This window comes from Thermoplasmatales archaeon (genome assembly GCA_026127925.1).
In the GTDB taxonomy this organism is placed as follows: domain Archaea; phylum Thermoplasmatota; class Thermoplasmata; order Thermoplasmatales; family Thermoplasmataceae; genus JAKAYB01.
The window spans coordinates 84,455-107,526 of record JAJSLM010000002.1; the positions used below are offsets into that span (position 1 = coordinate 84,455).

Annotated in this window: 22 protein-coding genes and 1 tRNA gene; 13 read left to right on the forward strand and 10 right to left on the reverse strand. The window is 41.9% G+C overall.

Going from position 1 to position 23,072, the window contains the following annotated elements; genetic code table 11:
- Window positions 1-361: 361 nt before the first annotated feature.
- On the reverse strand, window positions 362-1,993 hold the full coding sequence (locus LVQ96_02675; protein ID MCW6170055.1) for a TCP-1/cpn60 chaperonin family protein: 1,632 nt from the start codon (window positions 1,991-1,993) through the stop codon (window positions 362-364).
- Between the two features lie 124 nt (window positions 1,994-2,117).
- On the opposite strand from LVQ96_02675, the gene LVQ96_02680 reads away from it, so the two are divergent.
- Both LVQ96_02680 and LVQ96_02685 read left to right on the forward strand, forming a co-directional pair.
- Window positions 2,118-2,405, forward strand: coding sequence for a DUF1805 domain-containing protein (locus LVQ96_02680; protein MCW6170056.1), 288 nt, complete (start codon window positions 2,118-2,120; stop codon window positions 2,403-2,405).
- 20 nt (window positions 2,406-2,425) lie between these two features.
- Entirely contained in the window at window positions 2,426-2,890 is a 465-nt protein-coding gene (locus tag LVQ96_02685; protein MCW6170057.1) for an NUDIX domain-containing protein, read from the forward strand.
- Here the strand turns inward: LVQ96_02685 and LVQ96_02690 are convergent.
- Window positions 2,871-3,860 carry a kinase gene (locus LVQ96_02690; GenBank protein MCW6170058.1) on the reverse strand — a complete coding sequence of 330 codons (990 nt, stop codon included), beginning with the start codon at window positions 3,858-3,860 and terminating at the stop codon, window positions 2,871-2,873. The genes LVQ96_02685 and LVQ96_02690 overlap by 20 nt on opposite strands.
- Window positions 3,861-4,153: 293 nt before the next feature.
- On the opposite strand from LVQ96_02690, the gene LVQ96_02695 reads away from it, so the two are divergent.
- The 5 genes from LVQ96_02695 (at window position 4,154) to LVQ96_02715 (ending at window position 10,116) form a co-directional block, all read left to right on the forward strand.
- Window positions 4,154-4,894, forward strand: coding sequence for a hypothetical protein (locus LVQ96_02695; protein MCW6170059.1), 741 nt, complete (start codon window positions 4,154-4,156; stop codon window positions 4,892-4,894).
- A gap of 4 nt (window positions 4,895-4,898) precedes the next feature.
- The gene (locus LVQ96_02700; protein MCW6170060.1) at window positions 4,899-5,615 is read left to right on the forward strand and encodes a Rieske 2Fe-2S domain-containing protein; all 717 of its coding nucleotides are present in this window, start codon (window positions 4,899-4,901) and stop codon (window positions 5,613-5,615) included.
- A gap of 10 nt (window positions 5,616-5,625) precedes the next feature.
- Complete coding sequence (locus LVQ96_02705) at window positions 5,626-7,245, forward strand: cytochrome bc complex cytochrome b subunit (protein MCW6170061.1); 1,620 nt, start codon at window positions 5,626-5,628, stop codon at window positions 7,243-7,245.
- A 93-nt stretch (window positions 7,246-7,338) separates the two neighbouring features.
- Window positions 7,339-7,881 carry an inorganic diphosphatase gene (locus LVQ96_02710; GenBank protein ID MCW6170062.1) on the forward strand — a complete coding sequence of 181 codons (543 nt, stop codon included), beginning with the start codon at window positions 7,339-7,341 and terminating at the stop codon, window positions 7,879-7,881.
- Window positions 7,882-8,016: 135 nt separating this feature from the next.
- Complete coding sequence (locus LVQ96_02715; protein ID MCW6170063.1) at window positions 8,017-10,116, forward strand: sodium-translocating pyrophosphatase; 2,100 nt, start codon at window positions 8,017-8,019, stop codon at window positions 10,114-10,116.
- Between the two features lie 381 nt (window positions 10,117-10,497).
- Here LVQ96_02715 and ppdK read toward each other — a convergent pair whose 3' ends face one another.
- Complete coding sequence (gene ppdK, locus LVQ96_02720; GenBank protein MCW6170064.1) at window positions 10,498-13,179, reverse strand: pyruvate, phosphate dikinase; 2,682 nt, start codon at window positions 13,177-13,179, stop codon at window positions 10,498-10,500.
- A gap of 118 nt (window positions 13,180-13,297) precedes the next feature.
- On the opposite strand from ppdK, the gene LVQ96_02725 reads away from it, so the two are divergent.
- Window positions 13,298-13,996 carry an alpha/beta hydrolase gene (locus LVQ96_02725; protein ID MCW6170065.1) on the forward strand — a complete coding sequence of 233 codons (699 nt, stop codon included), beginning with the start codon at window positions 13,298-13,300 and terminating at the stop codon, window positions 13,994-13,996.
- On the opposite strand, the gene LVQ96_02730 is transcribed toward LVQ96_02725, so the two are convergent.
- Genes LVQ96_02730 through LVQ96_02740 form a run of 3 tightly spaced genes read right to left on the reverse strand, consistent with a single transcriptional unit; the run spans window position 13,993 to window position 16,353 of the window.
- A complete protein-coding gene (locus LVQ96_02730) occupies window positions 13,993-14,748 on the reverse strand; it encodes a carbon-nitrogen hydrolase family protein (protein ID MCW6170066.1) in 756 nt (251 codons plus the stop codon). The genes LVQ96_02725 and LVQ96_02730 overlap by 4 nt on opposite strands.
- The gene (gene coaBC, locus LVQ96_02735; GenBank protein MCW6170067.1) at window positions 14,745-15,956 is read right to left on the reverse strand and encodes a bifunctional phosphopantothenoylcysteine decarboxylase/phosphopantothenate--cysteine ligase CoaBC; all 1,212 of its coding nucleotides are present in this window, start codon (window positions 15,954-15,956) and stop codon (window positions 14,745-14,747) included. The genes LVQ96_02730 and coaBC overlap by 4 nt, the downstream gene beginning before the upstream one ends.
- The gene (locus tag LVQ96_02740) at window positions 15,946-16,353 is read right to left on the reverse strand and encodes a PaaI family thioesterase (protein MCW6170068.1); all 408 of its coding nucleotides are present in this window, start codon (window positions 16,351-16,353) and stop codon (window positions 15,946-15,948) included. Before LVQ96_02740 ends, coaBC begins: the two co-directional genes overlap by 11 nt.
- A gap of 178 nt (window positions 16,354-16,531) precedes the next feature.
- On the opposite strand from LVQ96_02740, the gene LVQ96_02745 reads away from it, so the two are divergent.
- The 5 genes from LVQ96_02745 to LVQ96_02765 all read left to right on the forward strand — a co-directional run bounded on the left by LVQ96_02745 (window position 16,532) and on the right by LVQ96_02765 (window position 19,772).
- Window positions 16,532-17,251, forward strand: a complete 720-nt coding sequence (locus LVQ96_02745) for a TrmB family transcriptional regulator (GenBank protein ID MCW6170069.1) — start codon at window positions 16,532-16,534, stop codon at window positions 17,249-17,251.
- 3 nt (window positions 17,252-17,254) lie between these two features.
- Window positions 17,255-18,115 carry a deoxyribonuclease IV gene (locus LVQ96_02750; GenBank protein ID MCW6170070.1) on the forward strand — a complete coding sequence of 287 codons (861 nt, stop codon included), beginning with the start codon at window positions 17,255-17,257 and terminating at the stop codon, window positions 18,113-18,115.
- Window positions 18,115-19,293, forward strand: coding sequence for a DUF1015 family protein (locus LVQ96_02755; GenBank protein ID MCW6170071.1), 1,179 nt, complete (start codon window positions 18,115-18,117; stop codon window positions 19,291-19,293). Before LVQ96_02750 ends, LVQ96_02755 begins: the two co-directional genes overlap by 1 nt.
- Before the next feature lie 63 nt (window positions 19,294-19,356).
- A tRNA-Thr gene (locus LVQ96_02760) sits at window positions 19,357-19,429 on the forward strand.
- Window positions 19,430-19,631: 202 nt separating this feature from the next.
- Entirely contained in the window at window positions 19,632-19,772 is a 141-nt protein-coding gene (locus LVQ96_02765) for a hypothetical protein (protein MCW6170072.1), read from the forward strand.
- A gap of 296 nt (window positions 19,773-20,068) precedes the next feature.
- On the opposite strand, the gene LVQ96_02770 is transcribed toward LVQ96_02765, so the two are convergent.
- The 4 genes from LVQ96_02770 to LVQ96_02785 form a co-directional block, all read right to left on the reverse strand.
- Complete coding sequence (locus tag LVQ96_02770) at window positions 20,069-20,680, reverse strand: hypothetical protein (GenBank protein MCW6170073.1); 612 nt, start codon at window positions 20,678-20,680, stop codon at window positions 20,069-20,071.
- Window positions 20,677-21,321 carry a nucleotidyl transferase AbiEii/AbiGii toxin family protein gene (locus LVQ96_02775; protein MCW6170074.1) on the reverse strand — a complete coding sequence of 215 codons (645 nt, stop codon included), beginning with the start codon at window positions 21,319-21,321 and terminating at the stop codon, window positions 20,677-20,679. Before LVQ96_02775 ends, LVQ96_02770 begins: the two co-directional genes overlap by 4 nt.
- A 463-nt stretch (window positions 21,322-21,784) precedes the next feature.
- Window positions 21,785-22,330, reverse strand: coding sequence for a hypothetical protein (locus tag LVQ96_02780; protein MCW6170075.1), 546 nt, complete (start codon window positions 22,328-22,330; stop codon window positions 21,785-21,787).
- Between the two features lie 68 nt (window positions 22,331-22,398).
- Complete coding sequence (locus LVQ96_02785) at window positions 22,399-23,070, reverse strand: hypothetical protein (protein MCW6170076.1); 672 nt, start codon at window positions 23,068-23,070, stop codon at window positions 22,399-22,401.
- Between the last annotated feature and the right edge of the window lie 2 nt (window positions 23,071-23,072).

A 23,072-nucleotide genomic window follows, 5' to 3' on the forward strand; every position in this document is an offset into this window, starting at 1 on the left:
TGTTGTTTGATCCAAGTTTTGCAACCAAACACGTTACAAGTTCTTTTTTCCTGGCATCATAAGAATAGATTTCTGACGGGATAACTCATTCAAAGTTCGTAAAGCAGATGAAGTGTGTCCACAACATGTCAAAGGGCACTCGAATAAACACGTGGATCTCACAGCGCATGTATCCTGAGTTATGTATTGTTTGCCTCACTCATAATCCTTGTATATATTCCTTATCGCTTTTCATGGAATCAATGCGATTGTATTCCAACAAGAATGCCCAAAAGAAATTCTTAATTTCGAAAAATAATAACAAATTTGGAGAGAATGCTGATTTTCCTCTCCTTAGCACAAAAATTAGGTAGAATTTAGTTTAGTCTTCTCCGCCTTCGCCGCCCTGCGGCATATTTCCTGGGCCAGATCCACCCTTGCTTCCTTTCGTGGCGATAACGTCATCGATTCTGAGTATCATAACAGAAGCTTCAGCTGCAGCGTCAATTGCCTGTTTTCCAACTCTTATGGGCTCAATTACGCCAAGTTTCTCAGCATCCGTTACTTCTCCCTTGAAAAGATCTATGCCTGCGGATTTGTTCCCTTTTGCATGCTCATTCCTTAGTTTTATTAGCATGTCTATTGCATCAAGGCCCGCATTTTCAGAAAGGGCTCTCGGTATCTCTTCCATGGCATTCGCAAATTTCTCTATTGCTAGCTGTTGCCTTCCCCCAACTTTTGAAGCATATTCCCTGAGTCTTAGTGCAATTTCCTCGGCCGCGGCACCAGCACCCGGTGTGTAAGCTCCATCCTCAACGGCTGCAGCAACAACATGCAGAGAATCTGTTATGGAACGCTCAATCTCGTCAACAACATGTTCAGTTCCACCGCGCACCAGTATGCTTACTGCTTTCGGGTTTTTGCATCCGGTTACAAAGGTGAGATAATCATCTCCAATCTTTATCTGCTCAACAGATTCTGCAACACCAAGATCCTGTGGAGAAAGCTCCTCTATGGAAGATGCTGTGGTTGCACCAGTGGCCTTTGCAAGTTTATCAATATCGCTCTTTTTTACTCTCCTAACGGCGTAAATTCCTTCTTTGGAGAGGTAGTGCTGGGCGAGATCATCAATGCCCTTCTGTGTAATCAGTACACTTGCTCCGCTATTCTTAACCTTTGAGACCATGTCTTTTAACACATTCTCTTCCTGGGAGAGGAATCTCTGAATCATAGAAGGATCTTCGATCCTTATGTTTGTATCAAATTCTGGCTTCTTGATCTCTAAGGCAGCATTCATTAGCGCGATCTTTGCATTTTTGACGAGGTTTGGCATTCCGGGGTGCACTTTTTCCTTGTCGACAATTATCCCATAGATCAAGCTTGTGTCTTCAATCGCGCCGCCCTGTTTCTTGACCAACTGTATGTCATCAAAGTCCACTCTGTATTTTCCATTGTCCTTTTCAGCAACGGCCCTAATAGCATTGTAAGATATATCTGAAAGTTTTTCTTTACTGGATGCGGCACTCTTGCTTCCCAGCGATGTCGAGGCCATCTTGACAAGTAGATCTTTGTCTTCAATTTTTACTGGCTTTGAGAGACCTTCAAGGATCTTCTTAGCCTGCTCGGCCGCCAGTCTGTATCCGGAGGATATTACGGTTGGATGCACATTCTGATTTATAAGGCTTTCAGCCTCCTGAAGAAGAGCACCAGCAATGACGACTGCCGTTGTTGTGCCATCGCCAACAAATGCATCCTGTGTCTTCGATACTTCCACCATCATCTTCGCCGCTGGGTGTTCAACATCCATCTCTTTAAGGATAGTTACACCATCATTTGTAATGACAATATCTCCAAGCGAATCAACAAGCATCTTGTCCATGCCTCTTGGCCCGAGGCTTGTTCTTACTGAATTTGCAATGGCTTTTGCGGCGTCGATGTTATTCTTCATAGCATCCTTGCCACTTTCTCTTTTTGTTCCTTCTCTGAGTATCAATATTGGTTGTCCTGCTAACATAGTTATCTATCAAGTAAAAATAAACTTCTATATAAGCATTTCTAATTTTAGCAGCATCTTCTCATAAAACGCGTGATTGTAAGCTTTTCGAACAACATTATATTGTCATATGTAATCTCAAAAGATGGTTAATGTTGAAAATGTAAAAATTGGTGAGCGTCACTTTCAGTATGTAAGCATGAATCTTGGTAATGCGCCTCTTCTGATCCTCAGGGGAGAACAAGGATATGTTATGTGCGGTTACCTGAGTTTAGAAACAGCCGAAAAGTTAGGGGATGCAGCTGTCAGGGTGACTGGCGTCAAGGATCTTGACAGTTTGCTTGGCGCAGTGGTTTCGGGAAGAACTACGAAAGCCTCAGAGCTTGGTATAGAGGTGGGCGTTAAAGTTTCGAGTGTTATTAAATTTTTATAAAGCAGGGAAAAGATAGAAACGTGAATGACACAGCCGCAGTTGGTATAATCCGCAACTCTAATAGAATCATAATAATCAAAAGAAAAGTGTCATCACACGATCCCTGGTCCGGGCAAATTGCTCTTCCTGGTGGTCACATAGAGAATGGGGAAACCATAAAGGAAGGATTGCTGAGGGAAATTATGGAAGAGGTTAATATTGAACTTTCAATAGAATCTATTGTTGGCGAAATGGAACCGGCTTCCACCATTATCAGTCCAGAGCTCAAGGTGTTTCCCTTCATACTCGATCATTCGGATCTCGAAGCGGCCCAACCTGGTCCCGAGATAAGCGAGATAAAAATCGTTAATGTCTATGAATACGAAGAAAGCACAACAGACAGGGGATTCCCAGCATTAAATTACGATGGATGGTACGTGTGGGGTATGACCTACAGGATACTTACCGAATACATAAGAGGAAATTTCAGATCTTATAAGAAGTAGTGCCGTTCTTTCTGAATGATATTCTTATTGCGAAATCCGAAAATTCCGACATAGACTTCTGCAATTCTTGCAGTTTTCCTTTTTCGGATATGGCTAGAAGAAAACCCTCTCCGCCACCACCCATTAGGCGTATGCCCTGCGCGTGATTATTCTTAGCCTCTTCTATAAGATTGTCAATCTTCTTGTTTGATATATTTTTGTCCAGTTCCTTTTTGATCTCCCATCCCCTGTTAAGATCGCTGATAAACGCATTTAGGTCATTCGTCTTTACGGCATCTACCATTTTATATGCAATCGATTTTATCTCAAGTAATTTAGGTATTATCTTGCTATTCTTGTTTTCAGTTTGATCGATCTGGGATTTTAGAAACGTTGAGCTTTCTCTGGTCGATCCAGTATATATCAAGAGTGTTCTCTTTTCAAGCTCTTGAATGAAGTCAGAATACTCCGAAAGATCGAGCATATTCTCAGAATCTCGTGTAAATTCCATCAACTTGAAATGGCCCATGGATATGGCATAAGGGTCCTGCTTTCCTAGGGCTATGTTGAAATAGTCTTTTTCCAATCTGTAAGATTCAGCTGCAAGCTCATTTGCAGAAATTTCCTTTCCCTTGATAGAATAGATCAACTTCAATATCGCCGTAATCAGGGCGCTGGAAGAACCCAGTCCAGAACCAGGTGGAACTGCGTTGTTGATTATCACCCTACCTCTTGATACACCTTTTGATTCAAATAACTTATAAAGTTTACTTAATACATCGTTCGATTCGGAAACGAGAGTTATGCTCTTGAGAAAATCTCTTGAAGATAGCTCAAGATCATAAGGATCCGGTTCATATGTCACCATGACTTTTCTATCGATGGTTGAGTTAAGTACGGCGCCTCCATATCGCTCTATGAAAGGCTCAACATCCGTACCTCCTCCAGCAAAAGTAATCCTGAGGGGGCTAAAGGCCAGATATCTATCCATGTATGAATCTCACTTGGATTACTAACGTCTCATATAATTGTATTGGTGCAAATTATCGGGATGTATTTCATTGATTATTGACATTTTTAAATCATTACCCTAACATGAAAGGTATTTCCATTAAATAGTTCTTCTAGTTCAAGAAATTGGATAAGCGTCATGATATTAGAATACATTCTGGAGAGTAGCACTATTAGAAGAAATTACCCGCGAAGATTGTTTCGCTTCGTGGATATACTTTTGCTCAAGCAATGGAAAAGATATATATCGGACGTTTAAATTGGTGGTAACATATGGTTTCTGAAAAAGCACTTTATGCAATTATAGCTGCCGTAGTTCTGATAGGAGGCGTTGGTATTGGCGTTGGTTATTATCATGTGATTACAACTGCCCCGGTCCCCGTTACTCAAAAGGAGACTTCACTGACATTGGTGATTACGCCAAACAACTATTTCAAAAATGCGACAATAAGTCATAGACAACCGGCTTATTTCGTCCTTGAACCTAACGGGACTCTGGGATCATCAGCAAAAATAGTTCTCCCCGCTCATACGTTGATTTCTCTGACAATAATAGATTATGATTCAGGTGTAGCAACAAATATAGGGCCGAATGGAACAGCAAATGTAACTTCTTACACAAACTTCACAGGCACGGTAGGTAATGTAGGATACGTGTACAATGGAACTGCACAATATGTGAACGGCACACTCTCCGGCAATTCTACGAATAATATTACGATATCGCATGGTGCCGGCTGGAAAGTTCATCACATGCCTTGGAATTCGACATTCGGAGGCTGGGAAGTCACGCACACTTTCACCATACTCAATGGAACTCAAATTATGTTAAATGTTCCTTCCTGGGCAGGGGATAATCCGAACGGTGGTGGCGTGACGCATACCAGTTTCTATATTAACCAGACTGGCACATTTTCCTGGCAGTGTTTTGTTCCTTGCGGTAACGAACTTGATGGATGGGGCGGTGCAATGGCCACACCCGGATGGATGATGGGAGTAGTTCAGGTAGATTGATCGCATGAAAAGCGAGGATAATAAGCCAGAAGATGAATCTAGGAGAAATTTCCTGAAATTGATGGGTGTTATCACCGTTGGTGCAGCATCTGTTGGCGCTCTTAGAGGAGTAATACAGAATATAATTCCCCCACCATCAAAGACAATAACTTCATTTCCTGTTCTAACACTTGTGGGATCAAGCGGATCTCCTATTAAGACCACAGATCTCAAAGTTAACGATCTTTCTATCGTAACTTTTCTCTATCCCCTTCAGGGCGAGCCTAATTTCCTTCTAAGGCTTGGAAACAGCAGCAACAAGGACATAGCTATTCCATCAATGACTGTTAAGATACCAATAAATGGAAGCACATACAAATCGCCTGGCGGTACCGGCCCCTATAATTCCGTGGTCGCTTCAAGCGCAATATGCCAGCACCTTGGGTGCGAACCTCCTGCTATACATTTCTACCCTCCGTCATCATCTTCTTATTCCGGAAAAATACATTGCAGTTGTCATGGTAGTACATATGATCCGTTTTCCGGTTTCTCTGTCGTCAATGGGCCTACGCAAAGACCATTGCCTAGTGTGATCATGTCTTATGACAAGGCAAGCGATACTTATTCTGTCAAGAACATGGTTGGCCCGACAATATATGGGAAACCAAGTGATCTGAGTGGTGCTGCCTCTCTGCCGTCTTCTACACAAACAACAGTGACAAATTCAGGAGTCCCACCTTGAGGTTATTACCATGGCTGAAGAAAAAGAAAACCTAATTGCAAAAATAATGAACGAACCGCAACCGCTCCCACGCAAAGTTCCTGATTACATGCGAAAGAAAGGAGGAATATGGTACTGGACCGGAGCCCTTGTAATGTTTGCTTTTCTGTACGAGGTTATTACTGGACTTGTCCTTTTGTTTTTCTATCAGCCCTCCAATCCTTATGTTAGCACAGCTAACGTTGCTTACAATATCCCTTATGGAACAATATTATTGACCACGCATCTCTACGGAGCCTATGCGATGATCGCACTGATGTACATTCATCTTCTGCGAAACATGTTTGTTGCTGGATATAAGAAGCCAAGAGAACAGCAGTGGCTAACAGGTGTATTGCTGTTTGTGTTGACTCTTGGTGCTGGTTTCTTTGGGTATTCCATGAGCGGGGATGTCCTATCGATATCGGCTACCGATGTCGGAAGAGGTATAGCTGCTGGTTTTCCATACATTGGAAACTACTTGAGAAGTATATTCTTCGGGAATGGAACCTCTTTATCTCTTTTCAGCAGGATGCTTTCCTGGCACATAATAATGGTAGCTCTTATAGGCATACTGTTTCTCGTTCACTTCTTTATGGCGGAGTACAATACTATTATGCCTTCTCATAAAAGTGCAAAGTATGTTGCACCGGCAATAGATCATGAAGATTCCAGTTACAAGAAGTGGTATCCGTACAATATGTATTATATGCTTGAGTTGATGTTCCTATTCTTTGGCGTTATCATCATTCTGCCATCTATCCTTGCAATAATTCCACATATGCCACCACTTTTTTCTCCTTTTCCTCAGGCTGAGCCAGGTACTCCAGCAGCCTCAATGGTAACTGTCTTCTACCCTCCGTGGTTCCTTCTCTTTCTTTATAAGGAGCTGGACTTTGAATTTTCAGAAGGAATGGGTCCATTTTGGGCCACGGTGCTCTTCGCTGGCATGCCCCTTATATATCTGATCATATTGCCAAAACTTGACAGCGGTGATTCTCTTAAACTGAGAGATCGGCCTATAATCGTGTCATTTGGCATCCTTGGGATTGCATACATCGTTGGCCTTTCTATCTGGGGGGCTATACAACCAGGTTTTCCAATATCTACAATTAAGGTTCTGGCATTTTTCTTTGGTATAGGTTTTGTGATCATTGCTACAACTGCGCTAATCGCTAAGGGATATCGGGAAAAAAGGATAAAGAATGAGAATTCAGCTTATACGTTCATTTCTGCGGCTCTTCTGATATTCTCTCTTTTCGGTCTCGCAATGCTCGTATTTTACTCGATAAAATATCCAACGATGATCCATCTAGTCTCTCTCGCAATAATGGCCGTGATAAGTGCACTTGCAATATTTTCAACTGTTGCCTTTGCCCTTGGAAAACTGCCACGTAAAAGTACACCTAAAACGAAGCTTGTTGGAAAGAGAGGACATATGATAGCTGGCGCTGGATTTGCATTTTCTGCAGTTGCCATTCTTTCTATCGTCTCCGTAATCCCTCCAGATGATTCATTCAACAACGCCCTTTATGGGATCGGGCTCGGTATCATCTTCCTGCTTGTTGGAGGCATAATAAGGATTCTCAGATCATCCGAACTGGGAGAATAAAATCGGAGGCACAGTCTGAAAAGAAAGTTTACGTTACCCTATAGTTCGGAAAGAATGTAAAAACTAATAAATAGAAAGAGAAAATGAAAGCCCATGCAGAAAAACAATAGCTACTGGCATACGGTTCCGGTAGGTCCAGATCCTCCTGAGCATCTGTATGTTATAGTTGAAACACCAAAGGGAAGCAAGAACAAGTACGAGATGAGCAAACAGTTTCCTGGAATCGTTTTGGATCGTGTTCTTCATTCGTCGGTTATGTACCCAATAGAATACGGCGCGGTTGGCCAGACCCTTTATGATGATGGAGATCCGCTTGATGCTATGGTCTTGGTAAATGATCGAACATACCCTGGAGTCGTAATTAAAGCTAGGCCTGTCGGCTTGATGCACATGATCGATCAAGGTATAGTGGACAATAAGATTCTTACGGTTGCAGAGGACGATCCGGTTTATAGCAATGTTGTAAATTATGACGAACTACCTAATCATGTAATAAAAGAAATATCACATTTCTTCGAGACCTATAAGTTGCTTGAAGAAAAGAGAACCGAAGTTCTAAAGTGGGAAGATCATGAGAAAGCCATAGAAGAGATAGACAGATCAATAAACCTGTATAAAGAGAAATTTAACAAATGAAACCTTTTCAGCCGTTCTTTGGGTAAAACTTTATTTTTGCCATATAAAATCGCTTTATGAGCTCGTAGAAAAGTAGTGTATTTCGCGCACATATCAGCGAAAAGAATTATAATAATCCTAGAGCTTAAGGAAGTTATGGCGTTCACAATATTCGATTGGGAAATGCTGGTGCTGGGAGCCGCGGTCGTAGGCCTATTGTATGCGGCTTTGCAGAGTATTTCCCTCCTGAGAATCCCTGTGAAAGAAGAGTTGCCCGCAGAAATTTCGAAGAGGATAAGGGAAGGTTCTGATGCATTCATGAAACGGCAATATACAACCGTTTTCATTTTCGCAATAATTCTCTTTGTGATAATATTTGTGGCATTCTACTTTTATCAGGGTTTTGACGTTGCATGGAAACTTGCCTTGGGTTTCATAGTTGGCGCAGTCGGGTCTGCGGTGGCTGGGATAATTGGTATGAGCATATCAGTCCGCCTTAACGTGAGGGTTGCCATTCTCGCTAAGAAGGGAATGAGCCCTGCACTCAGGGCAGCATTTAGGGGCGGGAGTGTTACTGGCCTTTCTGTCGCCTCATTGGCACTCTTAGGCCTAATCGTGTTCTACCTCGCATACAAGAATCCGGACTTGATGATTGGCTACATATTCGGTGCATCTCTTGTGAGTCTCTTTGCAAGAGTTGGAGGAGGCATATTCACAAAAGGAGCAGATGTAGGAGCCGATCTTGTTGGTAAGGTAGAGGCAGGGATACCTGAAGATGATCCGAGAAATCCGGCTGTAATTGCTGATAATGTGGGCGATAATGTTGGGGACTGTGCAGGAATGGGTGCTGATCTGTTTGAAACGTATGTTGTAACGATTACCGCATCCATGCTTCTTGCTTTCCTTGTAGCCAGAACATATGCAAGTTATAACGGCATTTCTATGCTATCAAACGGAGTTACTTTTCCGCTCGTGATAGGCGCCATAGCCATATTCGCAACGATAATCGGCACATTCTTTGTTAGAAAGAACCAGAAACAGCGGATAATGACTGCACTGTACAAAGGACTAATCGCAACCGCTATAATTTCTGCAATCGGATTCTATCTGGCGGATTATTACCTAATGAATGGAAATCTCGCCATATTTGGTGACACTCTTGTAGGGATATTTATAACATTCGTAATGGTTTACGTAACTGAGTACTATACTTCGGAGAGATACAAACCGGTAGCAAGAATTGCCAAGGCGTCAACAACCGGAGCCGGTACAACTATAATTACAGGCCTAGGTTATGGCTTGCAGGCGGTCTTCATTCCGGCAATTGTAATAGTCGGTGGGATCCTCGTATCGTTTTCAATCACTTTCCTTTCTTTCGGCAACATAGCAGATTTCGGTCTTTACGGAATCGGGATTGCCGCGACAAGTATGCTCTCCGTGGTTGGAATGATCATTTCAATCGATTCGTACGGTCCTATAACAGACAACGCTGGTGGAATAGCGGAAATGGCTGGATTTGATCAAAAGACAAGGGATGAGGTTACAGATCCACTTGATGCTGTTGGAAATACTACAAAAGCCGTTACAAAGGGTTATGCAATAGGAAGCGCTGCTCTTGCTGCTCTTACTCTGTTTGCAGCGTATAAGACACTGATCGCTTCTAAATTCCCAATAATAGAAATCGACAATCCACTCGTAATATCCGGACTCTTCATAGGAGCTATGCTTCCATTCTTCTTTACATCATATCTCATGAATGCTGTTGGAAAGGCAGCGTCTGCGATAGTCGAAGAGGTAAGGAAGCAGTTCCATGAAAGACCAGGGATACTCAAGGGCACCGAAAAGCCTGATTATGGCAAGGCAGTGGATATAGTCACTAAGGAAGCACTCAGACAGTTAATGATCCCGGCAATCATAGCAGTTGGAACTCCAATAATTGTAGGTTTTGTTCTCGGGCCGCTGGCCCTTGGAGGAATATTGATCGGCGTTATACTATCAGGTTTTCCGCTCGCAATAATGATGACAGTCGGTGGTGGCGCCTGGGATAACGGAAAGAAATACATCGAACAGGGGAACTATGGTGGAAAAGGTTCTGAAGCCCATAAAGCCGCTGTTGTTGGAGATACTGTGGGTGACGCTACAAAAGATACTGCAGGCCCTGCAATAAATCCACTGGTGAAGGTCGTCAACACAATTTCAATACTCTTCGTGGCTATAATGCTTTCGCACTACCTTCTCATCGGTTTCCATCCATAAAAACAAAACTATTTGGAAAAGTTCAAAGGGATAAAAACAACATCCCGTTTTATTTTTTTTGAATGCAATACAAACCACACCTCTTGATTCTTTTCACTTAAGAATGCAGGAGCTAACGTTGCAAAACGATCACAGCCAAACTGAAACAGCATTAATTTTCATGCTTATATGAATTCGCAAGTACGAGCAATTCTTAAGATTCAATTCTGGGCTTAAAGTAAACTTTTGGGTTAATGTGCGTCCGCAAGCGATCATTGAAAATGGTACAAAAGTAAAAAAAAAAGGAATGGAAAATGGTTGTTAGGAAAAGACTAGATCTGGTCCCATATTTCATGAGCAGCTATTATCGGGATATAATCAATATAAAAAAAAGAGAAGATTTTATTCTTCGTTGTCCGATTCCTTGGACTGAAGTGCAGCTCTTGCTGCCGCCAACCTCGCTATTGGAAGCCTGAACGGAGAAGCAGATACGTAGTTCAAACCAATCTGATGACAGAACTCTATCGTGTCAGGATCGCCTCCCTGTTCACCGCATATGCCTATTTCGAGGGTTTTATTTGTTCTCCTGCCCTTCTTTACTGCAATTTGCATTAATTCACCTACACCTTCACGATCCAAAGAATTGAACGGATCATCCTTGAGTATTCCATACTCAAGGTACTTGGCCATGAATTTCCCTTCGGCGTCGTCTCGGCTGTAACCGAATGTCATCTGAGTGAGATCATTCGTGCCGAAAGAGAAGAACTCTGCATATTTGGCTATCTGGTCAGCGGTTACACATGCCCGGGGTATCTCTATCATGGTTCCAAATTTGTAATCTATTTCAGTGCTTCCCATGGCTTCTTTGGCAATCTCCCTAAGAGATGTTTTCAGGCGTTTCATCTCGTTTGAATGTCCAACAAGCGGGATCATAATCTCCGGGAAAATTTTCCTGCCTTCTTCGATAACTTTCTTCGCTGCAGTTATTATTGCCCTGACTTGCATCTCGTATATTTCGGGGTAAAGCAGGCCTAGTCTGCATCCTCTGAAACCAAGCATGGGATTAAACTCCTCAATATTCCTTATTACTGTAAGAAGGCTGTTAAGTTCTGCAAGTCTTCCCACAATGGAATCCATTTCCTTGTTGTCTGTGGTCTTGGTAAGCTTCAATTTGAGATCGAATTCCTCCTGAAGAACATCTTCCTTGCTTGGAAGGAATTCATGAAGTGGTGGGTCGAGCAAGCGGATTATCACCGGAAATCCTTCCATTGTCCTGAAAAATTCAGTGAAATCCGATACCTGCATCGGAAGAAGCTGATTGAGATACTGAATCCTTTGTTCCCTGGTCTGGCTCATGATCATGGCACGCATTATGGGGATTCTATCTGTTCCTAGAAACATTCTCTCGGTTCTCGCCAAACCTATACCTTCAGCTCCGTTTTCACGGGCCATTTTTGCTTCAGCCGGCGTATTGGCATTTGCACGTACTCCAAGTTTTCTGAAACTGTCAGCCCATTCCAGAATGATTTTAGTTTGCTCGTTTATTGCAGGTATCTCTACCTCCAGTCTTCCTTTGAAGAACTCGCCAGTGGCTCCGTCGATTGTAACGACGTCGCCCTCTCCCAGCACGAGGCCGTTCACGGTTGCCTTTTTCTCCCTGACGCTAACAACCAGCATTTCGGCTCCCACAACTGCAGGTTTTCCCATAGCCCTTGCAACGACTGCGGCGTGAGATGTCATCCCGCCTTTCTGCGTCAAAAATCCTTCAGATGCAGCCATACCCCTGACGTCGTCCGCAGTAGTTTCAGGTCTTACCAGGATCACCTTCTTTCCGTCTTTGGATTTGGCGACAGCATCTTCAGAGGTAAACACTATTTCACCAACCGCAGCACCAGGCGAAGCTGCCAATCCCTTACCGATAGCTTTCTCATGTTTGGACTTCTTTACCTGTGGATGCAGTAAAAGATCAAGGGTCGACGGTGTTATTCTCAATACTGCAGTTTCTCTTGTAATAAGACCTTCATTTGCCATTTCAACAGCCATACGCACTGCTGCAACTGCAGTTCTTTTTCCGTTCCTTGTCTGCAGCATGTAAAATCTGCCCTTCTCTATGGTGAATTCCATGTCCTGCATATCCTTGTAATGGTTCTCCAGAATTTCTGCAGAACGGACGAGATCAGAATATGCCTGTGGCATAAGGGTCTTCATATCATCTATGTACTTTGGCGTCCTTATTCCGGCAACCACATCTTCTCCCTGTGCATTCTGAAGAAACTCCGCAAACAGTTTATGTTCCCCGGTGTTTGGATCGCGGGTAAACGCAACGCCAGTAGCTGAATCTTCACCCATATTACCGAAGACCATTGTAACAACACTCACAGCTGTACCAAGGGTATCAGGAATTTTGTTTATCTCCCTGTAGGCTATGGCTCGCTCGCTGTTCCATGATCGGAATACGGCTTCAACGCATAATCTCATCTGTTCAACAGGTTCCTGCGGGAATTTCAGACCCTCTTTTTCATATACACCGAAGTAGAGGTTGATCAACTCCTTAAGCTGGTCAGCACTGAGTTCATAGTCTTCCTTCTTACCGTACTTCTTCTTTATTGCTGTGAGGTTTTCCTCAAAATTCTCCTTGGGCACGTCCAAAACAACATTCCCAAACATCTGGATCAATCTTCTGTAAGAATCGTAGGCAAAGCGTTCGTTGGAACTCGCCTCTGCTAGACCCTGAACTGTTTCATCATTTAATCCAACATTGAGAACTGTATCCATCATACCTGGCATGCTGATCTTTGCACCTGACCTCACGGAAACAAGGAGTGGCGAAGATCGTGAACCAAACTTCTTACCGGATTCCTTCTCAATGGTTGCTAGAGCCTCAAGTGTCTGTTCCCACATTTGATCAGGGAACTCCTTCTTCTTGAGATATTGCAGACATGCCTCGGTTGTTATTGTGAATCCGGGAGGGACATTCAACCCGATTTTCTTCATTTCTGCTAAGCCGGCTCCTTTTCCACCCAGAAGGTCCACCATCTCTTTGCTGCCTTCCGAAAAAAGATATACATATTTGGCTGACATCATGATCTTGAATTGTTACAGACAATAAAAGGTTCTTTGTTTCGCACGACAAAGGCGCGTATAAAAAAAATCAAGGAGAAAGAAGGAATCGTAAAGGTTAGGGCGATATAACTTGCAAAGAATGTCATTTCAATCTGATTTAGGGAAGATCTCTTATCTCTACAGAGATGGGCATTTTCCATTGATCATGCTACATGGCCTTGGCGGAACTGGAAACAGTTTTTTGAAGGTTGCACTTCAATTACCGAGTGATTTTGCACTAATTATGCCCGATCTCCTCGGACATGGAAAGACAGTATCGAACGTGGATAACATTACTATTGAGAACCAGGGACTTCTGGTTAAAAGGATTGTTGAACATCTTGGTGCGTCAGAATTTGGTCTTTATGGGCATTCGTATGGTGGCTGGATATCTCTCTACTTCAGCATAAACATCGGGAAACCTCGGATCCTTATCCTGGAAGACTCCGCTGGTTTGAATCCAACAGTTGGGGAAGAGGGGGACGTTGAGAAATTTCTCGATGCAATTATGAGAACAAGCCCATGGAACAGCAGGGATACGTTAAGGTCAATAATAATAAACAATGCAACGGCTGAAAAGAAGATCACGAATGACCAGTTGAACTCTCTCACCCAAAGAACGTTAATCATGTGGAGTGAAGAGGATAGGGTTATACCGATTTACTTCGGTAAATTGATGCATGAGAACATAAAATCAAGCATCCTTATTACGTTCCCAAATGCTGCGCACGTACCGCATGTAAAATATCCGGAAAAGGTTGCCAGTTCAGTAACATCCTTTTTCAGAGGTACAATCTAGATATGGCCGGTAGAGTATTCTCCAGGATCTTCGAGCATTCTCCTTTCAATCATTGGGATGTGTGATTCCAAATCGATCTCGGAGAGCATGCTCACACTTCTGCCTGCATTTGTATAATTGAGCAATACAGCAGAGTCATCCTGCGTCATGTGCGTGGCCAGTGATCCTCCGCCAAGCGGATCGCTTATAGAATTCACAGATACTACCGGTACTCTGTTCTCCAATGATCTTAGCTTGACATAGAGGTGCCACATTTCCCGGTAGCGTTTTAAAATCAGGGAAGGGTTGAATATGATTCTCGCGCCTTGCCTAACCTGGACCTTAACATAGTATGGGAAATCAAGATCGTAGCATACTGCGATTCCGAAGGCAATATTTTGTGCACGAAAAACCTTTAACTCATTTCCGCTCCTGTATTTTGATTTCTCAGGCCCAAAAAGGGAGATCTTATCCTGGTAACCTTTAAGTTCTCCCTTATAGAAGACTGGAGCAGAATTAAAGAGCCCATAAGATCTTTCTACGGAAAAACTTCCAGGGATTACCAGACAGGAAAAAGAATCAGATATATTAGTGAACATATCCATAACCCTTCTGTATTCTGCAGATTTCTCCTCCAGAACAGTATTCAACCATTTTTCAGGCATTATCAGACTGTCTGCTTTCGAGGTCTCCAATTTTCTTTCTATTTTCTTCACTATAGAGTCGAGTTCTGAATATGCAGAAATCCTCGCCTGGAAGCTCAGGATTTTCAATTTTTTTCACCGTGAGAATTTTTCTCTAGGTATAAGAATAGTTTCATAACCATCTCTTGCTTTGTAATGTTTCCGATGTCACTCGGGCCGTTCGCATCGATCAGGAAATAATGGTTCTGAACTCTGCCGTATGGATCGTGCTTCTCAGAGAATGAATTGTAAACAATATAATCGCCCCCTTGACTACTCAGGAGTTTTTTCCAGTTTCGTGGTATTTCAGAGCCCTCAAGTTTGAAGGTCACAAATTTACCCTTGTGTTTCTCCCTAATCAATCGGTTCAATTTTCGCTCCTTCTTTAGCTCTATCTTCCAATCGCTGTCACTGTCCAGCTTCACTTTGCTTGGTTTAGAGACAGAGAAATCCGGAAGAGACGCTGAATTTATAACGATATCAAATCTTTCACTGTCCAGTATCTTTCTCACGGAATCGAAGTATTCATCAAGTGTGTGTGCTTCGTGAAATTCCACGTAATCCGGAATTTCATAATCTGAATTACCGACATATACCACGTGTGAAGACCCGAAGATAAAAGCGTACCTGGAAAGGTAATATCCAGTAAGTCCTGTCCCTCTGTTAGTGATCACTCTTACGGGATCTATCGGCTCATCTCCTCGTCCGCCTATTATGAGTGTTCGGGTCCCGTTCAACAATGTCCTGAAGAATGCCAGCTTGACGAAATCGATAATTTTGCTTGATTGTGAGATCTTTGCTTTTTCCTCTTCAATTAGTGGCGGCATTATAATCGCACCTGCACTTTCCAAAGTGGCTAAATTATTGGAATTTATTTTATTAGACATCATGGCTTCATGCATAACCGGGCAAATGACTACCGGATTGTTATTACCAAGAGCAAATGAGAAAAAGAGTGAGACCACATCATCAGCTATTCCGTTTGCCATCTTCCCGACAGCATTATAGGTGGTAGGGCATACAAGGAGCATTCTCTCCTTTTCTTTGTGAAGAAACAACTCGACATGTTCCACATTTCCACTAATCTCTGTCACAACCGTATTCCCAGAAGCCCATGCAAAGAGTCTTGGATCGATCATCTCCTGAGCTTCATTGGTCATTCCGACTATAACATTCGCTCCTTCCCTGCGCAAATCCCTTACTACGTCAAGGGTTCTGTAGATAGAAATGCTTGCACATACCCCCAGTATCACGGTCTTGTCTTTCAAGGATCCTTCGTATCCTGTTTCAGTCGTCATTTTCAAGTCTCCTTATAAGCCAGTTTCCTGTTGCATAAGCACAAAGATTTCCCTTTCCGTCATAAAGCTTCATCTTCACAAAATAAATCTTTTTCCCACCTTTGGCGACACGTGAAGTAACGGTCACCGGTCCTTCTTTGGCAGGACGTAGAAAATTTACAGTCATATTAACAGTGAGCTCATCTATTGCTTCCCCGTATGTCATTACCGACAGTCCGCCGGCGGCATCCATTATACTCATGATCGCACCTCCGTTCATTATCCCCCCAGGCCTAAGCAGATTCCTTTCCAATGGGAATTTAAGTTTAAGAAACCCTTGGACAGCTTCAACAATATCGATATCAAAATTCTTAAGAAAATTATCAAGTTTAAGGATCTCAGAAAGCTGCTCTTTCATGTTGTGGATAGCTATTACGGTTTCTTAATAATTTTCAAAGCGTTGTTAGTAGCTTTTAGAGCTACTATTTCCCGCAATTCTGAAATAATAAGTTAAATATGTTTAAAAGGTAATTCTAAAGCTTCTAATGAAATTAATTGCATAGAAAAAACTTTATGTTAACATCGCATTATTAGTTATGGAGACTACTAACGATGAATTTTCAAAGATCTCTGAGTTGCTGAGGCTTTTGGGTCTGTCGTATTATGAGGCGCAGGGCTTTGCTGCGCTTGTCTATCATGGTATCGCTGACGCAGATACCGTAGCAGATTCCGCTAAGATTCCAAGAACATCTGCATACAAGGTGATGGAGTCTCTGGTCGAAAAGGGTTTCGCAAAAGAGACACAGGGACGGCCAAGGATGTTCAAGCCAGAAGACATGAACAAAATTAGGAACGAATTCACTGAAAAAATTGACGATCTGTTCCGAAGGCTAAAAGCGCTTCAAGACGTTCTTCCATCAAAGGGGGAACCGCAACTGATCTACACGATTCATGGGACGGACAAAGTTTATGACAAAATTAAAGAAATGATAAACCTGACCGAGAGGGAACTTATAATATGCACACCAAGGATAAGAGACATTCGAACAGCATTCAAGAAAAATATCGAGAATGCCGTGAAGAGGGGGGTCAAGATCATTTTCATTACACCGCCTAATAAGAGAGTACCCTCACCATCAACTGTTTATAGAAAAGAAGGCCTTATCGCCACCGATGTAGTAAGTGATCAGGAGAGAGCTATGCTTGCCGCTCCTGAAATGGATGCATGTGGTTATTCCGATAATCCCGCTCTTGTGGCGCATGTTTTCCAGTTTGTGAACATGATGATGAACGGCGAAACGCCAAAGACGGTGTAGGGTTTGAAAGATATCACCGACATTATGCTAATAGGAGGACACATATCCACTTCGGGAGGTGTATCACTTTCACCAGAAAGGGCCAGTGTCTTCGGTTTTCGGACATTTCAAATATTCTCGAAAAATCAGATGCAGTGGAAGAGCAAACCTCTCGATCCTAATGAAATTGAAAAATTCCATGCAGAGGTTAAGAAGAGATCCCAACAGGGGATAATGGTTCATGCCTCCTACCTCCTGAATCTTGGCACGTCCAAGAGAGACCTCAGGGCAAAGGTTGAGGTGGGATTTGAAGAAGAGATAAGAAGGGCGGATCAGCTCGGTATAAGCTATCTCGTGATTCACCCCGGATCGTCATTCGATTCTGAGCCAAACGTTGCGATTAAAAATATTATTGAAAACCTTAACAACGCGATCTCAGAGGAGCAAAAATGTATAATACTTCTTGAAAATTCGGCTGGTCAGGGGAACACAGTGGGCAGGACATTTGAGGAGCTTTCTGGAATTATTGGGGGAGTCGAGATGAAAGACAGGATCGGGGTGTGCATTGATACGTGCCATGCCTGGGCCGCCGGATATGATATAAAATCAGAAGCGGGTTACAACGAGACAATGGATCAGTTCGACTCTATTATTGGCTTGAATAAGTTATACGGTTTTCATCTAAATGATTCTAAAAATGGAAAAGGAGATCGGTTGGACAGGCATGAGCAGATTGGAAAAGGCAGAATAGGCGACGAAGGTTTTGCTAATTTTGTCAATGATAAAAGGCTCCGACCAAAATCTTTTGTCTTCGAGACCCCACTTGGTGAAGCCGGGTATTCGAATGACCTGGATCATTTGCGAAAGATACTGAGGTCAGATTGATGAACATCATATCTTTTAGGCCATTATTTTTCAACACGCAGTGGCAAAAGTCAATTTCTCCTCCTTATGACGTGATCAGTAAGGACGAGGAAGTCGAGTTAAAGAAATTTCCATTTAACATTACACACATAACGCTTCCGGTTACCAATGCTATTGGTTCCGATCTCTTTAATGAGTGGATATCTAGGGGAGTTCTTTACCGGTACCCGAAGGAACTCTTGATTGTAATTATGCAAGAGTTTGAATACAATGGAAAGAAAATGAAACGATTCAGTGTGATGGCCCCTGTACAAACTTCACCGCCAGACGAAGATATTTTAACGCATGAACACACTTTTGGAAAATATGTCGGTGAAAGGAAAGACTTAATGAAGTTGACAAAATGTCAGCTTGAGCCCATATTTCTCCTATCCGAGAAAGGAGATCTTCTTGACAAATTAAAGAGGTACACAGAATCTACACATTTTCAGAACTCTGTTGAGGAGCCGAAAGGGGTAATGAACTACGTATACCTTGTGGAAGATAAAGAAAGAATCAGTGAGATATTATCTTCAGTTTCCAGTTCAAGGGCTATCGTCGCGGATGGCCATCACAGGCTCCAGGCGACAAGAGAGCTTTACGAAGAGGATCAACGGAACAAAGACTTCTGGAAATTCAGTCTTTCATACGTTGAACCCGCGGATCAGGATTCGCTTCTCATTCTTGGGATTCACAGGGTGATATCTTCTGGCCACAGTTTGAGAGATTATATGGCTCGCATTAGAGACTATTTTGAAGTTTCTGAAATAGATAATGCAAATGATGCAAAGACCGTTGTTCTCTATGATGGGAAATACCATTCATTAAGACCTAAAGATAAATCGTACAATGAAGCCGGCATAGACGATATAGAAGCATATGAGGCTTCAAATCCATTACTTATAGATCGAGTTCTTATTAGAAAGATTCTTGAAATTGATGAATCGACAATACTTACGGACGTTTATTATACCGGCGACGAGAGTGAAGCCAAAGAGCTTGTTGATGACGGAAACAGTGGTTTTGCAGTCATAATGCCGCAGTGGGACAAGAAAAAACTGTTCGCCTTAATGGATAAGGGCGTACAGTTGCCTCGCAAATCTACATATTTCTTTCCAAAGATTCCTTCTGGGCTGGCACTTTATTATGATGTAACGTGACAAAATGTAATACCAACCACATATTTATTTATCCACAGATGCCATTTAACTAGACAGATTTAGGCCGTTGTAGCTTAGCTGGTTGAGCAGCTGATTCGTAATCAGCAGGTCGGGGGTTCGAATCCCTCCAACGGCTTATTGACCGGCACAAGAAATTTATTCAATTACCAATAGAAATTGTTACGGATCGTAAAGGATTTCGGTTCATTCTGTATAGTATACAATCTCAGTACAATAAGGTACTAAGGAAAAGAGAATGATCTTGCAGAGTACGGTAAGCGCATTTACCATCTCCAGCATGAAAATGCATGGGGGCGGTAAACATTAAATGGCCGAAAATGGGTAAATTTGATTGGGCGATTGCACTGATAAACATGGGTTTCCAGGTACATGTGATGAATCTTTCAAAGTTACCCCAGATATTTCAGACTGTCACGAAGCACCCTATAACAAGTTTCCTTAACTGCAATTATGAATGAGGATTTTAGAAGAGAATGGATAGAAAAACAGATGCATAGCAGTGCATAATATTTCAGGAACGGATGTCAAATGTGAAGGCTTGAGAAAAGACCAGGGGGATAATGAAAATCGTCAGTTCTTGAAAGATGAGACATCTTATAAGAATTTATACGTAAGATGAAAAAAGGTGTGAATTTGCATTCAGTGGATATTAGTTAACAAATGATCCTTTGCGAAGAGCTAGTATGGATTTATCCGTATAATTTCATCAAATGTTTATTCATTGACCAACCAGTAGCCTATTCCTGCTGCATATTCATTCAGCTGTTGTTTCTGTTCCTAATTTTTCAGTCTCTGCGAGTGCATTGACTCGTTTCCTCAAGTACTCAGGAAGCATGAGAATATACTCCTGGAGTTTCTCTTTGTTAACAGCCCTCAAAATCTCGTTTTTAACTTCCTCAGGCAAAAACTCATGATAATACACCATATCAATTAGGATCTTTTCCGGATCTGCAACAGGAATGAAGAAACCGCCATATTCAACAAAAGAGTAACCAAAAAACATGCTTCTCTCTATCCACCGTAACAGATAATTCCTTCCCAGAAAAGTTCGTATACCGCTTCTTACGCGTCTGGGCGTAATTATGATTGGATTTGTTTCTTGCTCCCATAGATTCCGGATAGATAACGCATCCTGTAATCCATAATAAAATGGTTTGAAGGCAAATCCCACATACTGAATCTCATCGTAGAAAGAATATTGACCCCTAGTGATCCTGTATAATCTTCCTGATCTCACAAGATTATTCAGCACCAGCTTGTAGTAACCTTCTGGACCATGCCTGTAAGTGAAGAAATTTCTGGCTTCGTAAGAAGAGAAGACTGGTTTAGAGGAGAACCTGGAAACAAATTCCTTCATGAATTTCATCTAATATGCCTCTTCATTTCTCTTATCATGTTTTCAAAGGTAGGAGCCAGCCCAGTGTAAACAAGTGTCCGCAGTACGTGCTCATCAATGGGTGACGGCAAGTTGGAGAGGAATTCCATAAGATTCAGCCGAGTCGAAGCCTGCAATTCATAATTGGTTGAAAGGTGGTAAATATCATAAATGTCCCTTATGTAACGACGATCAGCATAAGCCAGCATCTTCTCTTCTATAAACTGGTCAGCTGTCAGACTTAAGACCTCAATATGGCTTCCATCTGTGAGTTCATATGCTATCTGGTTGCCTGTCGCATTGAATACGTGGTTGACCTCGACTCCTACAATTGCGTTATTGTTCTTTATACTTGAAAATATTACATTTCCAGTATCTTTAATCTTTAAGACCGACAAACCGTGAGACATAACTGATTTCTGAAATTTAGTCAAGATTCTTGGAAAAGAACGAGAATAAAAATCAAGATCCTCGGAAAATCTTTTACCATTGTAGCACCTCCATATGGCTGTTCCCCCATGAAAAATTAACTCATCTGTAAGCGAATAGAGAATGTCCATGATTTCGTCCTGAAGAAAGGCAACCTGAACCTGAGATTGCTTTTTTAGTTGCTTTGCAATAGGTAATTTCATGCCTAGCAATTAACCTAAGATATATAAATGTATATCTTGGGTTTATTAGTATCCACTGTAAATCTATTTTATAAGATCTCTAAAAATAGGTAAAGTTGTCTATAGAAGCGATAAGCATTTCATTAATATGGACGAGAATCTGGGATATACAGGATCTTTTGGAAATCACAGCAAACCATGTACACTATCAATATTTCCCGTCTCTGATCAACTAACAGCTACGACTACAGCGTATAAAATTCTTGCTTTTTTATTCATGTAAAACAAAATACACTTATACATATGTGGTTACTGTTACCGCATCAGTTACATTTTCAACAAAGAACTTAGCATATGGTTACCGTATAAACAATTAGGTCAGATGTTAATAAAACCTCGCTTAGAGAAATATTGTAATGTTCATTTAAAATTGAAGACAAACTAATTCGAAGAACCAGCGTGTTGTATTGGTGTAATAGGAATGTCAGATGTTAAATGATGTCATGCTTGAAAGTGTAGTGTTAAAAGTTGCCTGCGCTCCTGAAAGTGGAACTCCGTAAGAGATCAGAAAAACAGCATAGGAACCAGAATGTGCGAACAAAAGAGTAACACCTAAGAGAGAAAAGCCAGAATATTGGAAAATGCCATGCGTTGAATTTACTGCAATCTTGGTATACAAGGAAATTACGTCAAAGATCCCCAGTACATCAGAATATGCTGTTGCAGCTTTAGACGAAGATGAAAAGTGGTACTCGAGCAAACTTATGGAAGAACCATTACTGCTGTTCGTGAACGTTACATATTCTGAACTGACAATCCCAGTGAAGTTGAATGTGCTGTTTCTTGAACTATTAGTTTCAGAAGTACTTGTGTTCTTAAAGTCCTGATGGGTTTCGGAATTAACTTGATTTTTGCTTGGTACGCCGAAGTGAGGTTGATTCACAACAAAACCATAAACCATCACTACTACCAATATGACAACAACTACTGCGACTCCTGCGACAACTATCTTGCTTTTTTTGGATACCACGTTTCTTAAGTGGCGTAGTATATTTAAATATTTCTTAAAAAAATAATATCCCGTTAAGAAGCTGCAATTTATCTTGCTGTAATCTTTTTCTTGGGAATATTGTACGTTGCGTAATAATAAACTATTCCAAAGAATATGGCGAAGAAGAGTAAAATAAACAAATCCGATATCTGGCGAACTGCTTCAATGTACCAGAACGTGGCGAACGACAGAAGAATTGCCGAAACAGCAACCTTCACGTCGGCTTGTTTCACTTTTCTGACTTGAGATCTCAAGACATAAACCGCTATGACCACGGCAATCAAGCCCAATATAAGGCCAGTTAGGGTATAATAATAATTCTGGGGAAAAAGTGCTACGAGCACTATTGCCGCTTCAAATGCTTCCACAACACCAACAGAGTAAGCGGTAATAAGGATGCCGTGTTCCTTCTCTTCCTTCTTTGTCGGAAATCCGAGACGCTGGTACCTCATTGATCTTTTTGCGCTTCTCATTAGCCTCAAGCCAAAATACAAAAGCAAAGTCGCGGAAACAAGTCTCACATAGAAAATTGGTAGAAGGGCAATATAATTACCGATAAATGCCGTTGGAACAAGTACAGTAATGACTCCTAAAGAGACAGCGTAGAATGGTTCTGCGGTTCTAGTCTCTGCATAAAGTGCAACACCGACAGCAGATGCTTCAGACATTTCTAACAAAGTTATTCCGAAAGCTGCCAAAAGAATAGCAATTTCAATCAAGT

Bases quoted from the DNA above. Each gene is read 5' to 3' on its own strand.
- LVQ96_02675 (MCW6170055.1), bottom strand. From the start codon at position 1,993: ATGTTAGCAGGACAACCAATATTGATACTCAGAGAAGGAACAAAAAGA.
- LVQ96_02680 (MCW6170056.1), top strand. From the start codon at position 2,118: ATGGTTAATGTTGAAAATGTAAAAATTGGTGAGCGTCACTTTCAGTAT.
- LVQ96_02690 (MCW6170058.1), bottom strand. From the start codon at position 3,860: ATGGATAGATATCTGGCCTTTAGCCCCCTCAGGATTACTTTTGCTGGA.
- LVQ96_02695 (MCW6170059.1), top strand. From the start codon at position 4,154: ATGGTTTCTGAAAAAGCACTTTATGCAATTATAGCTGCCGTAGTTCTG.
- LVQ96_02700 (MCW6170060.1), top strand. From the start codon at position 4,899: ATGAAAAGCGAGGATAATAAGCCAGAAGATGAATCTAGGAGAAATTTC.
- LVQ96_02705 (MCW6170061.1), top strand. From the start codon at position 5,626: ATGGCTGAAGAAAAAGAAAACCTAATTGCAAAAATAATGAACGAACCG.
- LVQ96_02710 (MCW6170062.1), top strand. From the start codon at position 7,339: ATGCAGAAAAACAATAGCTACTGGCATACGGTTCCGGTAGGTCCAGAT.
- LVQ96_02715 (MCW6170063.1), top strand. From the start codon at position 8,017: ATGGCGTTCACAATATTCGATTGGGAAATGCTGGTGCTGGGAGCCGCG.
- ppdK (MCW6170064.1), bottom strand. From the start codon at position 13,179: ATGATGTCAGCCAAATATGTATATCTTTTTTCGGAAGGCAGCAAAGAG.
- LVQ96_02725 (MCW6170065.1), top strand. From the start codon at position 13,298: ATGTCATTTCAATCTGATTTAGGGAAGATCTCTTATCTCTACAGAGAT.
- coaBC (MCW6170067.1), bottom strand. From the start codon at position 15,956: ATGACGACTGAAACAGGATACGAAGGATCCTTGAAAGACAAGACCGTG.
- LVQ96_02740 (MCW6170068.1), bottom strand. From the start codon at position 16,353: ATGAAAGAGCAGCTTTCTGAGATCCTTAAACTTGATAATTTTCTTAAG.
- LVQ96_02745 (MCW6170069.1), top strand. From the start codon at position 16,532: ATGGAGACTACTAACGATGAATTTTCAAAGATCTCTGAGTTGCTGAGG.
- LVQ96_02755 (MCW6170071.1), top strand. From the start codon at position 18,115: ATGAACATCATATCTTTTAGGCCATTATTTTTCAACACGCAGTGGCAA.
- LVQ96_02765 (MCW6170072.1), top strand. From the start codon at position 19,632: ATGGGTAAATTTGATTGGGCGATTGCACTGATAAACATGGGTTTCCAG.
- LVQ96_02770 (MCW6170073.1), bottom strand. From the start codon at position 20,680: ATGAAATTCATGAAGGAATTTGTTTCCAGGTTCTCCTCTAAACCAGTC.
- LVQ96_02775 (MCW6170074.1), bottom strand. From the start codon at position 21,321: ATGAAATTACCTATTGCAAAGCAACTAAAAAAGCAATCTCAGGTTCAG.